Raw genomic sequence first — 17,843 nt, 5'->3', positions numbered from 1 at the left:
CGAGTGATGCAGGCTGAACGTGACAAGAAACAACCGCTTCTGGCCGTTGAAAAGGTCGAAACCTATTACGGCAATATCTGCGCGCTCAAGGGTATTGATCTGAGTGTTGACGAGGGTGAAATCGTGGCGCTGATCGGTGCGAATGGTGCCGGTAAATCGACTCTGATGATGACCATCTTCGGATCACCGCGCGCACGCACTGGCCGCATTGTCTTCAACGGCAAAGACATTACCGCCATGCCGCCGCATGAGATTGCAAAGCTGCGGATCGCGCAGTCTCCGGAAGGGCGTCGCATTTTTCCACGCATGACCGTGATGGAAAATCTCCAGATGGGGGCTAGCCTCGATAACCAGCACTATTTCGATGCCGATGTTGAACTGATGTTTGATTTGTTCCCACGTCTGAAGGAACGCGTCAGTCAGCGCGGTGGAACGCTCTCAGGTGGTGAGCAGCAGATGCTGGCAATTGCCCGCGCGTTGATGGCCCGTCCGAAGCTACTGTTGCTCGATGAGCCATCGCTTGGTCTTGCACCGCTGATCGTGAAGCAGATTTTCGAGGCGATCAAGGAGCTGAACAAGACCCAGGGGCTGACGGTGTTCCTTGTCGAGCAGAACGCCTTTGGCGCATTGAAACTGGCGGATCGCGGCTATGTTATGGTCAACGGTTCGATTACCATGAGCGGCACGGGACGTGATCTTCTCGCTAATCCAGAAGTGCGCGCTGCCTATCTCGAAGGCGGAAGGCATTAAAGGGAGAACGAAATGCAGGGTATTCTTTATGAAGAGCCGTCATTCTGGCTGTTTTTTCTTATCACCTGCCTGCTGGGTGGGTGGGCTGCATGGATGACGGGACGAGCCTGCGCATCGACATGGCGCAGCTATGCGATTTTGCTGGCTTATATGATTCCGCTCGGGGCAGCGGTCCGTTTCATCCATTATGCGCTGTTTGGCGGCACACTTTTGTCGATGCACTACTACGTGATCGATACGCTCGTCCTGATGATCATTGGCACGCTCGGCTTTCGCTACACCCGCACCAAGCAGATGGTGCGCCAGTATAGCTGGCTGTATGAGAAAGCCACGCCTTTGAGCTGGAAAGCGAAATAGTTCAAGTATCGCAAAAATAGTGCGATGCTTTATAAAGATTACGTTGACAGTGTTAGGGTTCAACGTAGATATTGCTGAGTAATCGGCAAGATAATAAGCGATGAAGAACGTCGTTTCGGGGTAAATATAATTGTGGGAGTTCCAAAAATGAAGAAATCTCTTTTTTCTGGTGTAGCGCTGGCTGCTCTCGTTTCTTTTGGTGGAACGGCTTGGGCTGATGTGCTTCTTGGTATTGGTGCGCCTTTGACGGGGCCAAACGCCGTGTATGGTGCACAGATCAAGCGCGGCGCTGAAGAGGCGATCAAGGAAATAAATGATGCCGGTGGCATCAATGGCGAAAAGATTGCCATCACGCTTGGTGACGACGTGTCCGATCCAAAGCAGGGCATTTCGGTTGCCAATAAGTTTGCCGCCGACGGCGTGAAATATGTCATCGGGCACTTCAACTCGGGCGTCACGATCCCGGTATCGGACGTTTACGCCGAGAACGGTATTCTGGAAATTTCGCCCGGTGCGACAAATCCGGTCTATACTGATCGCGGTCTCTGGAACACGTTCCGTACTTGCGGTCGTGACGATCAGCAGGGCATCGTGGCAGGCCAGTACATTTTTGACAATTTCAAGGATGCAAAGGTCGCTATCATTCACGACAAGACCCCTTATGGTCAGGGTCTTGCCGATGAAACCCGCAAGAAGCTCACCGAGCTTGATGCCAAGGAAGCGCTCTATGAAGGCGTCAATGTTGGTGAAAAAGATTTTTCGGCTCTGATCGCCAAGCTCAAGCAGGCCGGTATTACGGTTGTTTACTGGGGCGGTATGCACGCCGAAGCGGGTCTGATTATCCGACAGCTCGCTGATCAGGGTGTCAAGGCACAATTCATTTCCGGTGATGGCATTGTCTCGAACGAACTTGCTTCGATTGCCGGTCCCGCCGTTGAGGGTACGCTCAATACCTTTGGCCCCGATCCGCGCAACAATCCTGATAATGCGGATCTGGTAAAGAAATTCCGTGATGCGGGTTTTGAGCCTGAAGCTTATACGCTTTATACCTATGCGGCCGTGCAGTCACTGGCTCAGGCCGCCAAGGCGGCCGGTAGCAACGATCCGCAGGAAATTGCTACAGCATTGAAGGAAAAAGGTCCGTTCAAGACCGTGTTGGGCGATCTGTCCTATGACGAGAAGGGCGATCCCAAGCTTCCAGGCTATGTCATGTACAAGTGGGAAAAGGATGCTGAAGGAAAATACAATTACGTTCAGCAGAATTAAAACTGCGTAAGCGCCTATTTTCAGAAAAATGCCCGGCCTAGTGCCGGGCATTTTGTTTTTCTCTCTTTTGTTTCACTGTTTGTTTGCGCTCTGGTTTTTTGCAAGGTAAGCAATCTGCACTTATCATTGCAGTAAGGGAGATCTGCCTTGTCCTCCAAAAAGCCTATCGGAAAAATTCTGGTCGCCAACCGGTCGGAAATTGCAATCCGCGTATTCCGCGCCGCCAACGAGCTGGGTCTTAAAACGGTGGCGATATGGGCTGAGGAAGACAAACTTTCCCTGCATCGCTTCAAGGCCGATGAAAGCTATCAGGTTGGACGCGGACCACATCTGGACCGCGATCTGGGGCCGATTGAAAGCTACCTCTCTATTGACGAGATCATTCGCGTAGCAAAGCTTTCGGGCGCTGACGCCATCCATCCCGGTTATGGACTTTTGTCTGAAAGCCCGGAGTTTGCCGAAGCTTGTGCTCAAAACGGCATTATTTTTATCGGGCCAAAGCCTGATACCATGCGCAGGCTCGGCAATAAGGTGGCGGCGCGTAATTTGGCAATCGAAATTGGCGTGCCTGTCGTGCCCGCCACCGATCCGCTGCCTGATGATATAGAGACGGTGAAGAAGCTGGCCGCCCAAATCGGGTATCCGCTAATGTTGAAGGCCTCATGGGGCGGCGGTGGTCGCGGCATGCGTGCCATTCGGGCCGAAAGTGACCTGGCACGCGAGGTGACCGAGGCTAAGCGCGAAGCGAAGGCAGCCTTCGGCAAGGATGAGGTTTATCTCGAAAAGCTGGTCGAACGTGCGCGCCACGTTGAAGTGCAGATTCTCGGCGACACCCATGGCAATGCGGTTCATTTGTTTGAACGCGATTGCTCTATCCAGCGCCGTAACCAGAAAGTGGTGGAGCGCGCACCTGCACCCTACCTTGATGATCAGCAGCGACAGGAACTGGCAAGCTATGGCCTGAAGATCGCGAATGCCACCGATTACATCGGCGCAGGGACGGTCGAATTCCTGATGGATGCCGATAGCGGAAAATTCTATTTCATCGAAGTCAATCCGCGCATTCAGGTCGAGCATACGGTCACAGAAGCAGTCACGGGCATCGACATCGTCAAGGCGCAGATTCATCTGCTCGAAGGTGCTGCCATCGGTACGCCTGAATCGGGTGTTCCGGCGCAAGAGGACATCCGCCTTCACGGTCACGCGTTGCAGTGCCGCATCACCACCGAAGATCCCGAGCAGAATTTCATTCCCGATTACGGGCGCATTCAGGCCTATCGTTCGGCGGCAGGTTTCGGCATTCGCCTTGACGGCGGTACAGCTTATTCGGGCGCGTTCATTACCCGTTATTACGATCCGCTACTTGTGAAGGTGACCGCTTCAGGAGCGACACCGCTTGAGGCCATTCACCGAATGGATCGCGCGCTTCGTGAATTCCGTATCCGCGGAGTGGCGACGAACCTCACCTTTCTGGAAGCGATCATCAATCATCCAAAGTTCCAGTCGAATGATTATACTACGCGGTTCATCGACACGACCCCGGAACTGTTCGAGCACGTCAAACGGCAGGACCGTGCAACCAAGCTTCTGACCTATATTGCGGATGTGACCGTGAACGGCCACCCGGAAACCAAGGGGCGCGCCACACCCGCCAAGGACGCGGCGCAGCCGCGCGTGCCGTGGTTTGGTGACAAGGCGATTGCCGACGGCACCAAACAATTGTTCGACAAGCTTGGTCCGAAAAAATTTGCTGAATGGATGCGCAACGAAAAGCGTGCGCTCGTCACCGACACTACCATGCGCGATGGTCATCAGTCGCTGCTTGCCACCCGCATGCGCAGCTATGATATTGCGCGTGTTGCACGATCCTATGCGCAGGCGCTGCCGAACCTCTTTTCTCTAGAATGCTGGGGCGGCGCGACCTTCGACGTATCCATGCGCTTTTTGACAGAAGACCCGTGGGAGCGTCTGGCGGAGGTGCGTGAAGGTGCGCCGAACCTTTTGTTGCAGATGCTTTTGCGCGGGGCGAATGGCGTTGGATACAAATCCTATCCCGATAATGTCGTCAAATATTTCGTGCGTGAAGCAGCACGTGGCGGCATCGACCTGTTCCGCGTGTTCGACAGTCTCAACTGGGTCGAGAATATGCGTGTGTCGATGGATGCGGTACTTGAGGAGGATAAGCTTTGCGAAGCAGCCATTTGCTATACCGGCGATATTCTCAATCCTGACCGGGCCAAATATGATCTCAAATATTACGTGGGTCTCGCCAAAGAGGTCGAAAAGGCCGGCGCGCATATCATTGCTCTCAAAGACATGGCGGGCCTCTTGAAGCCGGCCTCCGCACGCGTGCTTTTCAAGGCATTGCGCGAGGAAACCGATCTGCCGATCCATTTCCACACTCACGACACATCCGGTATTGCGGCGGCAACGGTGCTTGCAGCGGTCGAGGCAGGCGTCGATGTGGTCGATGCTGCCATGGATGCGCTGTCTGGCAACACTTCGCAGCCCTGCCTTGGCTCCATCGTCGAGGCGCTCAAAGGGGCGGAGCGCGATACCGAGCTTGATCCGGAATCGATCCGCCGCATTTCGTTTTATTGGGAAGCGGTGCGCAATCAATATGCGGCCTTTGAAAGCGACCTCAAGGGACCAGCTTCCGAAGTTTACCTGCATGAGATGCCGGGCGGTCAGTTCACTAACCTTAAGGAACAGGCGCGTTCGCTAGGCCTTGAAACCCGCTGGCATGAAGTGGCCCAGGCCTATGCCGATGTGAACCGGATGTTTGGCGATATCGTCAAGGTAACGCCATCCTCCAAGGTGGTGGGCGATATGGCGCTGATGATGGTTTCGCAGGACTTGAGCGTTGCCGATGTTGAGAACCCGGACAAGGATATTGCCTTCCCGGATTCGGTCGTATCGATGATGCGTGGTGACCTCGGACAACCGCCGTCGGGCTGGCCGAAAGCGCTTCAGAAAAAGATTCTGAAAAGCGAAAAGCCGTTTACGGAGCGCCCCGGCGCGCTGCTTGCTCGGGCTGATCTCGATAAAGAACGCAAGGGCTTTGAAGAGACGCTTGAGCGCAAGATCAGCGATCGGGAATTTGCTTCCGCATTGATGTATCCGAAGGTCTTTACCGATTTTGCGACTGCACAGGAGACCTATGGTCCCACAAGCGTGTTGCCAACGCCGGTCTATTTCTATGGTCTAAAACAGGAAGAAGAGGTGTTTGTCGATCTGGAACGCGGCAAAACGCTGGTGATCGTCAATCAGGCGATCAGCGAGACGGATGAGAAGGGCATGGTGACCGTGTTCTTCGAGTTGAATGGCCAGCCGCGCCGCATCAAGGTGCCCAATCGCGCCAAGGGCGCATCCGGCGGCGTGAAGCGCAAGGTGGAAGCCGGTAATGATAATCAGGTCGGTGCACCGATGCCCGGTGTGATTTCAACGGTGGCTGTCACAGCCGGACAGAAGATCGCGCAAGGCGATGTGCTGCTTTCCATTGAGGCCATGAAGATGGAGACAGCTATTCATGCCGAGCGCGATGGCACAATCGCGGAAGTTCTGGTACGTCCCGGCGAGCAGATCGATGCCAAGGATTTGCTGATCGTTTATTCGGAATAAAGTTTTTCCGTCAGCTTAATCAATACCGCGTCCTGTGAAGGGCGCGGTTTTTTATTGCGACGGTTTCAGAATCTGCTATGCGTGTTTGTGCATGATTGTGCATGTTTTCGCCAGTTTGGAGAAGTGGAACGAGATGGAACTGCTGCTGCATGAAAGACAGGCCCATATTCAGACGCTTCTTGAACGTTCCGGACGTGTGCTTGCGGCCGAACTGGCAGAGAGCTTTGGCGTTTCGGAAGACACGATCCGGCGCGACTTGCGTGATATGGCCTCTGCCGGACTTTGCAAACGTGTCTATGGCGGCGCGCTCAAGGCAGCACCGCCTGCGGCATCGCTTGCCGAACGTGATCATGAGCGGCCGGAGGCGAAAAAAGCTCTGGCTGCGGTTCTGGCAGGGCTGATCGAGAGTGGAATGACCGTCTTCCTTGACAGTTCCTCCGTCAACACTGCTCTTGCCCGGCTGTTGGTCGAACGGGACGATACGATCACCATTGTCACCAACACGCCTTCCATTGCGGTTATTTTGCTTGGCGCACCCAAAATCGAGCTGGTGATGATCGGTGGACCAATTGACCGTCGGGTGAGTGCGGCTATCGGTGCACGCGCCTTGCGGGATGCGCAATTGCTGCGGCCTGATCTTTGTGTTCTGGGGGCTTGTGGCCTGGCTGCGCAAGCGGGTGTGACAGCGCTGCATTTCGAGGATGCTGAGTTCAAGCGTCTCATCGTTTCACGCAGCCGATCTGTGGTACTGGCCATCACCAATGACAAGCTCGGTACGGTTGCGGCACATGATGTTGCACCTTTGGATGACGTTGGTGTCATGGTTGTTGAACATGATGCCGATACAGAAATGCTTGCGCCATTTCTGGCGTCGGGTTTGAAGATTTATCACGCGGCGACGGTCCGTGACTGAGGAAAATATGGAACAGGTTTCGGGACGCGAAGACGTGAGGCTGGCGCGTGCGTCCGCACTCAACAGAGAACGGGTTGCGGTTGCACTTCTGTTTTTGATGAATGGCTATATTTTTGGTGGATGGGCACCTAAAATCCCGGAATTCGCTGAGCGTCTGGGACTGGATAGTGCCGGAATGGGATTGATGATCCTGGTGTTTGGCATTGGCTCTCTTGCCATGATGCCGGTCGCAGGCGCCTTGTCGGCCCAGCGTGGTTCGGGACTGGTGGTGCGTGTCTTTGCGCTTGCGGTTATTCCAACACTACTGATCATTGCGCTGGTGCCCAATATCGTCACCGCGGTGATTGCCATGTTTTATTTTGGCGGTACCATCGGCGCGATGGATGTCGTGATGAACGCCAATGCGGTTGCGACCGAAAAGAAAATGCGCCGTGCGATTATGTCCTCCTGTCATGCCTTCTGGAGTTTTGGCGGGCTGATCGGTGCAGCATCGGGCGGCTTTCTGATCGATCATTTCGGCGCATTCACGCATGCTCTGGTCGCAACTGTTGCGGCGGCTCTCATGCTTGTTGTTGCATGGCCTTCCATCATTGCCGACACATCACATCATGAGGATGGCGAAAAGCCGAAGCTGGTTCTACCACGCAATCCGCTGCCATGGCTGGTGGGCGTCATAGCCTTGTTCGCCATGGTGCCGGAAGGGGCGATCCTCGATTGGGGCGCATATCATATGCGCCAGGATCTGGGTGCGTCGGCAACTGTTGCAGGATTTGGATTTGCTGCCTTTTCCTTTTCCATGGCCGTTATGCGTTTTGCGGGCGATCTTGTGCGGGATCGTTTTGGTGCGGTGAAGACATTGCGGACCTGCACAATGATCGCCATTATCGGTATGCTGATCGTCGGCTTCTCCAATAGTCCCTATGTCTCGCTGGTCGGTTTTGCGATTTGCGGTATCGGTATTTCCAATATCGTGCCGATTGCCTTTTCGATTGCTGGCAATATGCCGGGCGTCAATCCCAGTGTTGCACTGTCGATTGCCACAACACTTGGTTATTCCGGCATGCTGGTCGCGCCATCGCTGATCGGTTTTGTCGCAAAACAGACAGGAAATTTTGGCGTCGTCTTTGCAGTCCTGCCGGTTCTGCTTCTGGTCGTGCTGGCTTTTTCGAGCCTTGCGCGATACGCGGACCAGCCGCATTAAAGCGCATAGTGCTTCGATCCGCCTTATTCGTGATATAATAAGGCGTGATGTGTAAGATCATGTTCAGGGAGGCGTTGACAATTGCGCTACACTGCGCCACCTGAAACTGAGGCCCGATCAAGAACAGAGCAAAATGTCTTCTGAGACCGTTAGCTATTTTTCCCATCCTTTCCCGCGCCGCCAGTCTGTTGGCGTCAATGTCGGCGGCGTTGTCGTTGGCGGCAGTGAGCCGGTCGTCGTTCAGTCGATGACCAATACGGACACGGCGGATGTGGACGGAACCGTGGCGCAGGTGGCAGCCCTCCATCGCGCCGGTTCTGAAATCGTGCGTATTACGGTGGATCGGGACGAATCTGCTGCTGCGGTTCCCAAAATCCGTGAGCGGCTGGAACGGCTGGGCCATGATGTGCCGCTGGTGGGCGATTTCCACTATATTGGCCACAAGCTTCTGGCCGATCACCCGGCCTGCGCCGAGGCTCTGGCCAAATATCGCATCAATCCCGGCAATGTCGGTTTCAAGGACAAGAAAGACAAGCAATTCGCCGATATCGTCGAGATGGCGATTCGCTATGACAAGCCGGTACGCATCGGCGTCAACTGGGGCTCGCTTGATCAAGAGTTGCTGACCACGCTGATGGACCGCAATCAGGCGGAAGGCGCGCCGTTGAGCGCACAGCAGGTCATGCGTGAGGCCATTGTACAGTCGGCACTGATTTCGGGCAATCTCGCCGAGGAAGTCGGGCTCTCGCGTGACAAGATCATCCTGTCGGCCAAGGTCAGCCAGGTGCAGGACCTCATTGCGGTTTATACGATGCTGGCAAACCGCTGTGATTATGCGCTGCATCTGGGCCTGACGGAGGCCGGCATGGGCACCAAGGGCGTGGTTGCCTCGTCCGCTGCCATGGGTATTTTGCTGCAACAGGGCATTGGCGACACGATCCGCATTTCCTTGACGCCAGAACCGGGCGGTGATCGTACGCGCGAAGTGCAGGTGGCGCAGGAATTGTTGCAGACCATGGGGTTCCGGCAATTCATCCCTATCGTTGCGGCCTGTCCGGGCTGTGGGCGTACGACCTCGACGGTGTTTCAGGAACTGGCGCAGACAATTCAGGACGATATTCGCCGCAATATGCCGATCTGGCGCGAAAAATATCCCGGCGTCGAGGCGCTTTCTGTTGCCGTCATGGGCTGTATTGTCAATGGACCGGGTGAATCCAAACATGCCGATATCGGCATTTCGCTACCGGGAACCGGCGAGACGCCCTCTGCGCCGGTTTTTGTCGATGGCAAGAAGGTCACAACGCTTCGCGGCGTCAATATCGCCGATGATTTTCAGAAAATGGTCGCCGACTATATCGAAAACCGTTTCGGGCGCGCGCGCCAAGTGGCGTCTTAGAGCCCGCTTTATTTAAAGCATAATCTTATCAATCCTCGTTTCACTCCGATCGGATTATGCTCTGATCAATTCTGCCGTTCGGCAATAAAGCGTGCCGCTTGCTTGAGAATGCTTGCCTGCTCGCCAAATGGCTCAAGCAGGCTTTCGGCCTGTTCAACGAGGCCCGCAAGCTGTTTGCGTGTCCAGTCGATACCGTGCAGTGACACAAGCGTTGCTTTGCCGGCCCCAGCGTCCTTACCGGTTGCCTTGCCCATGGCGCTCGCATCGGCAGTGACATCGAGAAGGTCATCGGCAAGCTGGAAAGCAAGGCCGATGGCGGAACCGAATTCCGCCATGCGTTCGCGATCTTCTCTTGATGCACCGGCAATAATTGCGCCTGCCTCACAGGCGAAACGGATCAGTGCACCGGTTTTCATGGCCTGAAGCGTGATTATTTCCGCCTCATTGGGTTTGGACTTCTCCGCCATCAGGTCAAGTGCCTGACCACCTGCCATACCGCCAAGACCGGAAGCGCGGGAAAGGGCTGAGACAAGTGCAATACGGATACTGGCGTCGAGGTCTGTCTCGTCAGAGGCGATAATATCGAAAGCATAGGTCAGAAGACTGTCGCCCGCCAGAATGGCAGCTGCCTCGTCAAAAGCCATGTGAACCGTTGGCTGGCCACGGCGCAGATCGTCATCATCCATGGCTGGTAGATCGTCATGCACGAGTGAATAGCAATGAATGCATTCAAGGGCTGCCGCTACCCGCAACACCGGCTCCCCCGCGATGCCGAACAGAGCCGCACTTTCGATGACCAGAAATGGGCGCAGCCTTTTACCACCATTCAAGACGCCATGGCGCATGGCGGCAACAAGGCGGTCGGGGCGGGCAATCTCGCCCGTGCGCAGACGCAGATCGATAAGACCGGCCAATGCCGTTTCCACGTCTTGGGCGCGGCTGATCAGGGCAGCGGTAAAATCGACAGACAGGTGTTCCATAGCAACGGCATGGACGAAAGCATGAGCGGGGTCAACCGGGGACGATGAACAGCACAGGCTTTTTCATCAGGCAGTCATCAAAGTCGTTCCTTGCGCGGCTTTCCCGGCAAAGGATTATGAAACCGGGTTCTCTATGGTTAAGAAATGGTTTATCTCCCTATTGGGAACATATCAGGCGGTGGACGTGACGAGGGTCATTATCAAAAGCAAGGATGGACGTGGTTATCTGGCCGATTCTTATGGCTGGACCTGGCGCGGCTTTGCGTTCAAGCTTCTGCTGACGCTGATAATCTTGCCTTTCCTTCTGCTTCTGGTTTATTCGCTGCCTTTTACGCGGCCTATTTCGACCTTGATGGTGGCGGATTATGTGCTGCTTGAGGATGTGGACCGGCGCTGGGTCGGCATCGATGAAATGGCACCCGTTCTCGTCAACAGCGTCATGATGGCCGAGGATGGACAGTTTTGCAGCCATGGCGGTGTCGATTGGCATCAGCTTAGTATCGTGCTGGATGGTGTGGGCGACGGTGGTCCAAGTCGCGGTGCCTCGACTATTCCCATGCAGACCGTCAAGAATCTTTTTCTCTGGAATGGCCGTTCCTTTATGCGCAAAGGGCTGGAGTTTCCCTTGGCGCTGGCGGCGGATGCAGTCCTCTCCAAGCGCCGTATCATGGAAATCTATCTCAATATTGCCGAATGGGGGCCGGGCATTTATGGCGTTGAGGCTGCGGCACAGCATTATTTCAACCGTTCAGCCGCAAATCTCAATGCGCAGCAGGCAGCCCTTCTTGCGGTGACCTTGCCCAATCCGGCTCTGCGCAACCCGGCGAAACCCACGCGCAATCTTAACCGTCTGTCGCGGATTGTTTCTGGACGTGCGGCCCGCGCGGGTGCATATGTCACCTGCCTGCAATGATGCGGGGTCGCATCGAGCCGAAGACTGGATTCGCTGTGACTGCGAAAAAAAGATCAGACTCCGGCTGGTCAAATGCCGCAGGAGCGTGTATAGGCACCTCACTTTCTGGAATTTAGTCCGATATGACAGGCTCCACGGGGCCGTGCCGGACGTTTATTGATCGATCAGTGGAGCTGAATCCATGGCAGTACCAAAACGAAAAGTTTCTCCGTCGCGTCGCGGCATGCGTCGTTCGGCTGATGCTTTGAAAGCACCGACCTACGTTGAAGACAAGAACTCGGGCGAACTTCGCCGCCCGCATCATATCGACCTGAAGAGCGGTATGTATCGCGGCCGTCAGGTTCTTGAACCCAAGGAATAATCTGACACTGCATTTCTTGCTGTGAACAGAATTATTAAAAACGCCGTTTTCGGGTGACCGAAAGCGGCATTTTGTTTTAACGTTTTTTGAAATAACTTATTAATAAAGTAAATAAGCTCATTTTTAATTGCCAGTAATAATCTAAAACAAAAAATTGCCTCAATTTATTTTTTCATTGTTAACGTATACTTAAATTGTTCGTAATTTGTTTTGGGGTTATAAAATGGATAGGATTATCAAGGCGACCATTTTGAATTCAGGAGTCTCTTTTAACTATGCCGTTTCATGTTTCTACATATTGGACAATACTTGTTACAATGAAGAGACAATAAGCCAGTTAACCGATACGCCTTGTCTTGTTGGCAATCTGGCGGCGGAACAACTGGGATCTATGTTTCAACTTTCCAATAAGATTTTGCCGTGAAGGAAACAGAAGAAGGCCGCGGGTTAAGTCGCAGCCTTCTTTCTTTGCATCTTATCCTGCATCAGCGATGAAGCCGGCTTTTTCTACGCCATCAATGGCTGCCGCTTCGTCATTGTCGGATGTGTCGCCGGAAATACCGACGGCTCCTAGAATTTCACCTTCCTTGTTCTTGATCAGCACCCCGCCTGGGACTGCAACAATCCTGCCACCTGAAACGCCGGAGAGGCCTTCGAGAAAATGCGGACGGTCTTTTGCCTGATTGTGCAGCCAGCGTGAACCAGTTCCTACCGCCAGGGCACCAAAGGCTTTTCCGGATGCGATCTCGAAGCGCAGGATCGATGTGCCGTCCTGACGCTGAAAGGCTTTGAGATTGCCGCCCGCATCGAAGACGCTGACCGCAAGAGGCTTGAGTTTCTGGTTTTCGGCTGTGGCGAAAGCGCCTGCAATGATCGCATTGGCCTGTTCAAGACTGAGTTGATGCATGGGGGAACCTCCTTAATTTCGCTAGGGACAGTTTAACCAGTGCCGGGTGATATGCATCTCAAAATGGGCTCTGGTTTGGAAAAACACTATTTCCAGTTATGGGTGCCTTATTCGACGCAGGGCTTGCTAAGATGCAGATTTTAGTCTTTCTCTGATGCCGCTATTAAATGGAGGAAAGAATGGTCGATCCCAAAGCTGTCGTTATCGCCAGTGCTGCCCGAACAGCTGTGGGTGCATTTAACGGTGTTTTTGCCAATGTGCCCGCCCATGAACTGGGAGCTGCTGCGATCAAGGCCGCTCTTGAGCGCGCAGGCCTTGCGGCTGGTGAAGTGGATGAAGTCATTCTCGGCCATGTTCTCACAGCAGGCGAAGGCCAGAATCCGGCACGTCAGGCAGCGATGGAGGCGGGCTGCCCAAAGGAAAGCACAGCATTTTCCATCAATCAGCTCTGTGGTTCAGGCTTGCGTGCCGTAGCACTTGGTATGCAGCAGATTCTTGCCGGTGACGCGAAGGTGGTTGTTGCAGGCGGTCAGGAATCCATGTCCATGGCACCGCATTGTGCGCATTTGCGCAGCGGTGTGAAGATGGGCGACTTCAAGATGATCGATACGATGATCAAAGACGGGCTGACTGACGCATTCCATGGCTACCACATGGGTGTCACTGCGGAAAATATCGCCCGTCAGTGGCAGTTAAGCCGTGAAGACCAGGATACATTTGCGGTGGCGTCTCAAAACAAGGCAGAAGCCGCGCAAAAGGCCGGAAAATTTGATGAGGAAATCGTTCCCTTTACGATCAGCACGCGTAAGGGGGAACAGGTGGTATCCGCAGATGAATATATCCGTGCAGGCACGACGATGGATGCGTTGGCGCGGCTCAGACCCGCTTTCGACAAAGAAGGCACGGTAACCGCGGGAAATGCTTCCGGTATCAATGACGGCGCCGCGGCGGTCGTCCTGATGGAGGCAGGCGAGGCTGACAAGCGTGGCATCGCGCCGCTGGCCCGTATTGTTTCCTGGGCGACGGCAGGTGTCGATCCGTCAATCATGGGCACCGGCCCGATCCCGGCCAGCCGTAAGGCGCTGGAAAAGGCTGGCTGGAGCGTTGCCGATCTCGACCTCGTGGAAGCCAACGAGGCCTTCGCGGCACAATCCTTCGCGGTTGTTCGTGATCTAGATCTTGATCCAGAAATCGTCAATGTGAATGGCGGTGCGATTGCCATCGGCCACCCCATCGGTGCTTCGGGCGCGCGCGTGCTGACCACGCTGCTTTATGAAATGAAGCGCCGTAAGGCGCGGCGCGGCCTGGCAACACTGTGCATCGGCGGCGGGATGGGCGTGGCCATGTGTGTGGAGCGTGATTGAGTTCTATTCCTATGCATGTCTCCTAAATCGCTGAGACATGCTGCAAAGGTTAACGCATCTGGACAATCTGAGGTTACTTCCCTCGTTTCCAATGGGGTTGCTATGCGAGATCACTCTCCTGACCCACCAGATGTGGTGTGAACAAAAAGAGAAACGGGTGCGGAGAGCGATTCGTAGCCGATTCGTTCCGGCTTTGGCCTGAAGGTTAACAATTACGTAGATTTATGACGGGAGCGTTCTTGCTATCCCCAAGGTATTGCTTCGTTTTTTGAATGTTCCAATGAGCTGCAGACGCGAGATCGCCTTGCTTTCCGGCAATCGTTAACGACATGGCCGCTTTATTCAATTTTCAGGATAAGCGTCTCAGAAACTGATTCATCATATAGTGGGAGGTGGATGGTTAGACGCAACATGTTGCCGTGAACAAAACAAGAAAAGAAGTCAGTCAGCGATTCGTAGCCGATTCGTTCCAGAGTCGTTCCATTTGTTAAGATCACCCGTTAATCCGGAATGCATGTCGAGCCAGATTGGTGGAGATTTTTTCTGTCCTTCCTCCGCAAACGCTTTCGATCCCAGCGGGATAGTGCTATCGCATGTTCTGCTGTATTTAGCGCGCAATCATCCTATGCTGAAACAGCGCTCAAAAACTCATAGCGTTCGGGCGGAATACTCTCCGCGGAAACGTTCAATCATTAAGCTCCTTCGGACCTTCGGCCCGGGGACATCCATACCGGGAAACCGATTGCTGGCATGAATCAATTCCCCGCCCATGATTTGCCTCTCGTCTTGAGCGGGCGCGATGTAACGGCAGTGCTGGGGCCTACCAATACCGGCAAGACGCATCTAGCCATCGAGCGTATGCTTTCGCACGGCAGTGGCATGATTGGCCTGCCACTGCGTCTTCTGGCGCGCGAAGTCTATAATCGTGTCGTGGAGCGGGTTGGAGCCGCCAATGTGGCGCTGATCACCGGTGAAGAAAAGATCGTGCCGCCAGGCGCGCGCTATTCCGTTTGCACCGTCGAGGCCATGCCGCGACGCACAGACGTTGCTTTCGTGGCGATAGACGAGGTGCAGCTTGCCAATGATCTGGAACGCGGGCACATCTTTACCGACCGCATCCTGCATCTGCGTGGACGGCAGGAAACACTGCTTCTGGGTGCCGCCACCATGCGCGGCATTCTGGAGAAGTTGCTGCGGGGCGTGAATGTCATTACGCGTCCGCGTCTGTCTAATCTGGCCTATGCCGGTTCCAAGAAGATCACACGTCTGCCCAACCGCTCGGCGATCGTCGCTTTTTCAGCGGACGAGGTTTATGCGATTGCAGAATTGATCCGTCGCCAGCGCGGCGGGGCGGCTGTGGTCATGGGCGCGCTCTCGCCACGCACGCGCAACGCGCAAGTCGAGCTTTATCAGTCGGGCGATGTGGATTTTTTGGTGGCGACCGATGCCATCGGCATGGGGCTTAATCTCGATGTCGATCACGTCGGCTTTGCGCAGAACCGCAAATTCGATGGCTATCAGTTCCGCGATCTGACGCCAGCGGAAGTAGGGCAGATCGCAGGGCGCGCCGGACGGCATCTTCGCGATGGCACGTTCGGCGTTACCGGGCAGGTACAACCCTTCGACGATGAACTGGTCGAACGGGTGGAAGCGCATAATTTCGATCCCGTGAAGGTGCTGCAATGGCGTACCGCGCGTTTTGATTTTGCATCCATTGATGCGCTGCGCCGCTCGCTGGAGACGCCTGCACCTATCGAAGGGCTCGCAAGGGCGCTTCCGGCGGTCGATCAGCAGGCGCTTGAAAATCTGGCGCGAGACGAAGATATTGTCCGCCTTGCCACGACGCCGGCGCGGATCGAACTGTTATGGGATGCCTGTGCGCTTCCCGATTATCGCAAGATTGCACCGGCGCAGCATGCAGACATTATTGCCGCCATTTATCAGGACCTTGTGCGCCGGGGGAGCGTTGATGAAGATTATATGAGCGAACAGGTGCGCCGGGCCGACAGTACCGAGGGGGAAATCGATACTTTGTCGCACCGCGTGGCGCAAATCCGTACCTGGACTTTTGTGTCGCACAGGCCGGGATGGCTTGCCGATCCGACACACTGGCAGGAAAAGACGCGCGAAATAGAGGATAGATTGTCCGACGCGCTGCATGAAAGGTTGACGAAACGCTTTGTAGACCGCAGGACAAGCGTGCTTATGAGGCGCCTGAGAGAGAATACCATGCTTGAAGCAGAAATCAGCCCGACCGGAGACGTGATTGTCGAAGACCATAATGTTGGGCAACTGGAAGGATTCCGTTTTACTGCCGACGTTCAGGCCGAAGGGCCGGACGCAAAGGCTGTGAAGAGTGCTGCGCAAAAGGCGCTCGCCGCCGAGTTCGAGCGCCGAGCAGAGCGTTTTGCGAGCGCCCCCAATGGCGATTTCGCGCTTGGGTCGGACGGTGTGCTGCGCTGGGTGGGGGCAATCATTGCCACATTGGTCGCAGGTGATGAGGTTTTGAAGCCACGTAGCGTGCTTCTGGCTGACGAACAGCTGACCGGACCAGCGCGCGGCAAAGTTGCAGCGCGCATAGAGCGTTTTGTCGCGCATCATATCGAAACCGTGCTGAAGCCTCTGACGGATCTCGCCGCAGCCGACGCCTTAACCGGCATGACACGCGGCCTTGCTTTCCAGCTTGTCGAAAATCTCGGCATTCTCCAGCGTCGCGACGTGGCGGAGGAAGTTCGCGGTCTCGATCAGGATTCGCGCGCAGCCCTGCGCCGCCTCGGTGTGCGGTTCGGTGCCTATCATGTCTTTATGCCGATGCTGTTGAAACCGGCACCTGCGGGGCTTGTTACGCTGCTCTGGGGCCTCAAGAATGATGGTCGTGAGCGGGCAGGTTACGGCGATGTTGTCCATGCGTTGGCTGCGGGCCGTACTTCGGTGGTTGTCGATGCGACCTTCGATGCTATGTTCTACCGTCTGGCGGGCTACCGCGTCCTGGGCAGGCGGGCAGTCCGTATCGATATTCTGGAACGGCTCGCCGATCTCATTCGCCCTGCCTTGGCCTGGCGTCCGGGTTCGGGCGTACGTCCCGACGGCGCATATGACGGCGGACGTTTCATCGTGACACCTGCCATGATGTCGATCCTTGGTGCAACGCCTGAGGATATGGAAGAAATTCTTAGAAGCCTTGGCTATCGTCATGAAGCCATGCAAGCGGATACTGTAGCGGCAAAACTCGCAGAACTTGATGCTTTTGCAGCGCAAGCTGCACAGAAGGAAGTTTTAAGCGTAGCGCAAGAAAAGCCAGCCGTGCCGCCCGCCGAACCAGTGCCCGCCCCGGTGGTCGCAGTGGTGGAAGAGGTTGTCGATACCAAGGTAGAAAAAGCTGTTCCCGCTACAGCTGAAAAGCCCGTAGCAGAAAGCGCCGAAGCGGCCGAAAATGCGGTCGATGAGCCGAAGCCCGTTCTTCTGTGGCGGCAGGGTCGTTTTGAAAACCGCAACCGCCAGGATCAGAACCGTCAGCGCCATAACCGCCCACAGCAGGGTGCAGGCCAAGGTAAGCCAGAAGACGGCGAGCAGGGCGCGCGCAATCACGGACCGAAGCGTTTCGACAAGAACAAGCGTCGTCAAAATGATGGCGAGGGTAAACGTGAGGGTTTCAAGGGCAAACCGCGCGATGATAACCGTGATCGTCAGCCTAAGCGTGATTCTGGTGGGCCGCAAGGCGGCAAGCGCATCCAGCAGGAACGGCCAGCGCGTATCGACCCGGATTCGCCCTTTGCCAAGCTGCTCGCGCTCAAGGAGCAAATGAAGAAATAAC

Annotated in this window: 13 protein-coding genes; 11 read left to right on the top strand and 2 right to left on the bottom strand. The window is 55.1% G+C overall.

Features of this window, described 5'->3' with window-relative positions:
* The first annotated feature begins 6 nt into the window (after positions 1-6).
* The 7 genes from AAIB41_RS08120 (at position 7) to ispG (ending at position 9,504) form a co-directional block, all read left to right on the top strand.
* Positions 7-750 (top strand): ABC transporter ATP-binding protein, encoded by a 744-nt coding sequence (locus AAIB41_RS08120; protein ID WP_343312804.1) that lies wholly within the window; start codon positions 7-9, stop codon positions 748-750.
* A gap of 12 nt (positions 751-762) precedes the next feature.
* Positions 763-1,107, top strand: coding sequence for a DUF6867 family protein (locus AAIB41_RS08115; RefSeq protein WP_343312803.1), 345 nt, complete (start codon positions 763-765; stop codon positions 1,105-1,107).
* Between the two features lie 147 nt (positions 1,108-1,254).
* Complete coding sequence (locus AAIB41_RS08110) at positions 1,255-2,373, top strand: branched-chain amino acid ABC transporter substrate-binding protein (protein WP_343312802.1); 1,119 nt, start codon at positions 1,255-1,257, stop codon at positions 2,371-2,373.
* 147 nt (positions 2,374-2,520) lie between these two features.
* Positions 2,521-5,994, top strand: a complete 3,474-nt coding sequence (gene pyc, locus AAIB41_RS08105; protein ID WP_343312800.1) for a pyruvate carboxylase — start codon at positions 2,521-2,523, stop codon at positions 5,992-5,994.
* A gap of 91 nt (positions 5,995-6,085) precedes the next feature.
* A complete protein-coding gene (locus AAIB41_RS08100) occupies positions 6,086-6,907 on the top strand; it encodes a DeoR/GlpR family DNA-binding transcription regulator (protein ID WP_343312799.1) in 822 nt (273 codons plus the stop codon).
* Between the two features lie 7 nt (positions 6,908-6,914).
* Positions 6,915-8,108 carry an MFS transporter gene (locus AAIB41_RS08095; RefSeq protein WP_343314711.1) on the top strand — a complete coding sequence of 398 codons (1,194 nt, stop codon included), beginning with the start codon at positions 6,915-6,917 and terminating at the stop codon, positions 8,106-8,108.
* A 133-nt stretch (positions 8,109-8,241) separates the two neighbouring features.
* On the top strand, positions 8,242-9,504 hold the full coding sequence (gene ispG / locus AAIB41_RS08090; RefSeq protein WP_343312798.1) for a flavodoxin-dependent (E)-4-hydroxy-3-methylbut-2-enyl-diphosphate synthase: 1,263 nt from the start codon (positions 8,242-8,244) through the stop codon (positions 9,502-9,504).
* 65 nt (positions 9,505-9,569) lie between these two features.
* Here the strand turns inward: ispG and AAIB41_RS08085 are convergent, their stop codons facing one another.
* Positions 9,570-10,484 carry a polyprenyl synthetase family protein gene (locus AAIB41_RS08085; RefSeq protein WP_343312796.1) on the bottom strand — a complete coding sequence of 305 codons (915 nt, stop codon included), beginning with the start codon at positions 10,482-10,484 and terminating at the stop codon, positions 9,570-9,572.
* A gap of 184 nt (positions 10,485-10,668) precedes the next feature.
* Between AAIB41_RS08085 and AAIB41_RS08080 the strand changes: the two genes are divergently transcribed.
* Positions 10,669-11,397: a transglycosylase domain-containing protein gene (locus AAIB41_RS08080; RefSeq protein WP_343312795.1), complete on the top strand. Its 729-nt coding sequence runs from the start codon at positions 10,669-10,671 to the stop codon at positions 11,395-11,397.
* Positions 11,398-11,578: 181 nt separating this feature from the next.
* Positions 11,579-11,758: a 50S ribosomal protein L32 gene (gene rpmF / locus AAIB41_RS08075; RefSeq protein WP_343312794.1), complete on the top strand. Its 180-nt coding sequence runs from the start codon at positions 11,579-11,581 to the stop codon at positions 11,756-11,758.
* A gap of 475 nt (positions 11,759-12,233) precedes the next feature.
* Here rpmF and AAIB41_RS08070 read toward each other — a convergent pair whose 3' ends face one another.
* Positions 12,234-12,665 (bottom strand): heme-binding protein, encoded by a 432-nt coding sequence (locus AAIB41_RS08070; protein WP_343312793.1) that lies wholly within the window; start codon positions 12,663-12,665, stop codon positions 12,234-12,236.
* Between the two features lie 179 nt (positions 12,666-12,844).
* On the opposite strand from AAIB41_RS08070, the gene AAIB41_RS08065 reads away from it, so the two are divergent.
* Positions 12,845-14,029 (top strand): acetyl-CoA C-acetyltransferase, encoded by a 1,185-nt coding sequence (locus AAIB41_RS08065; RefSeq protein ID WP_343312792.1) that lies wholly within the window; start codon positions 12,845-12,847, stop codon positions 14,027-14,029.
* Between the two features lie 750 nt (positions 14,030-14,779).
* Positions 14,780-17,842, top strand: coding sequence for a helicase-related protein (locus AAIB41_RS08060; RefSeq protein WP_343312791.1), 3,063 nt, complete (start codon positions 14,780-14,782; stop codon positions 17,840-17,842).
* Position 17,843: the final 1 nt, after the last annotated feature.

It is taken from the genome of Brucella sp. BE17, assembly GCF_039545455.1.
In the GTDB taxonomy this organism is placed as follows: Bacteria; Pseudomonadota; Alphaproteobacteria; order Rhizobiales; family Rhizobiaceae; genus Brucella.
This window is presented reverse-complemented; position numbering and strand designations above follow the sequence as displayed.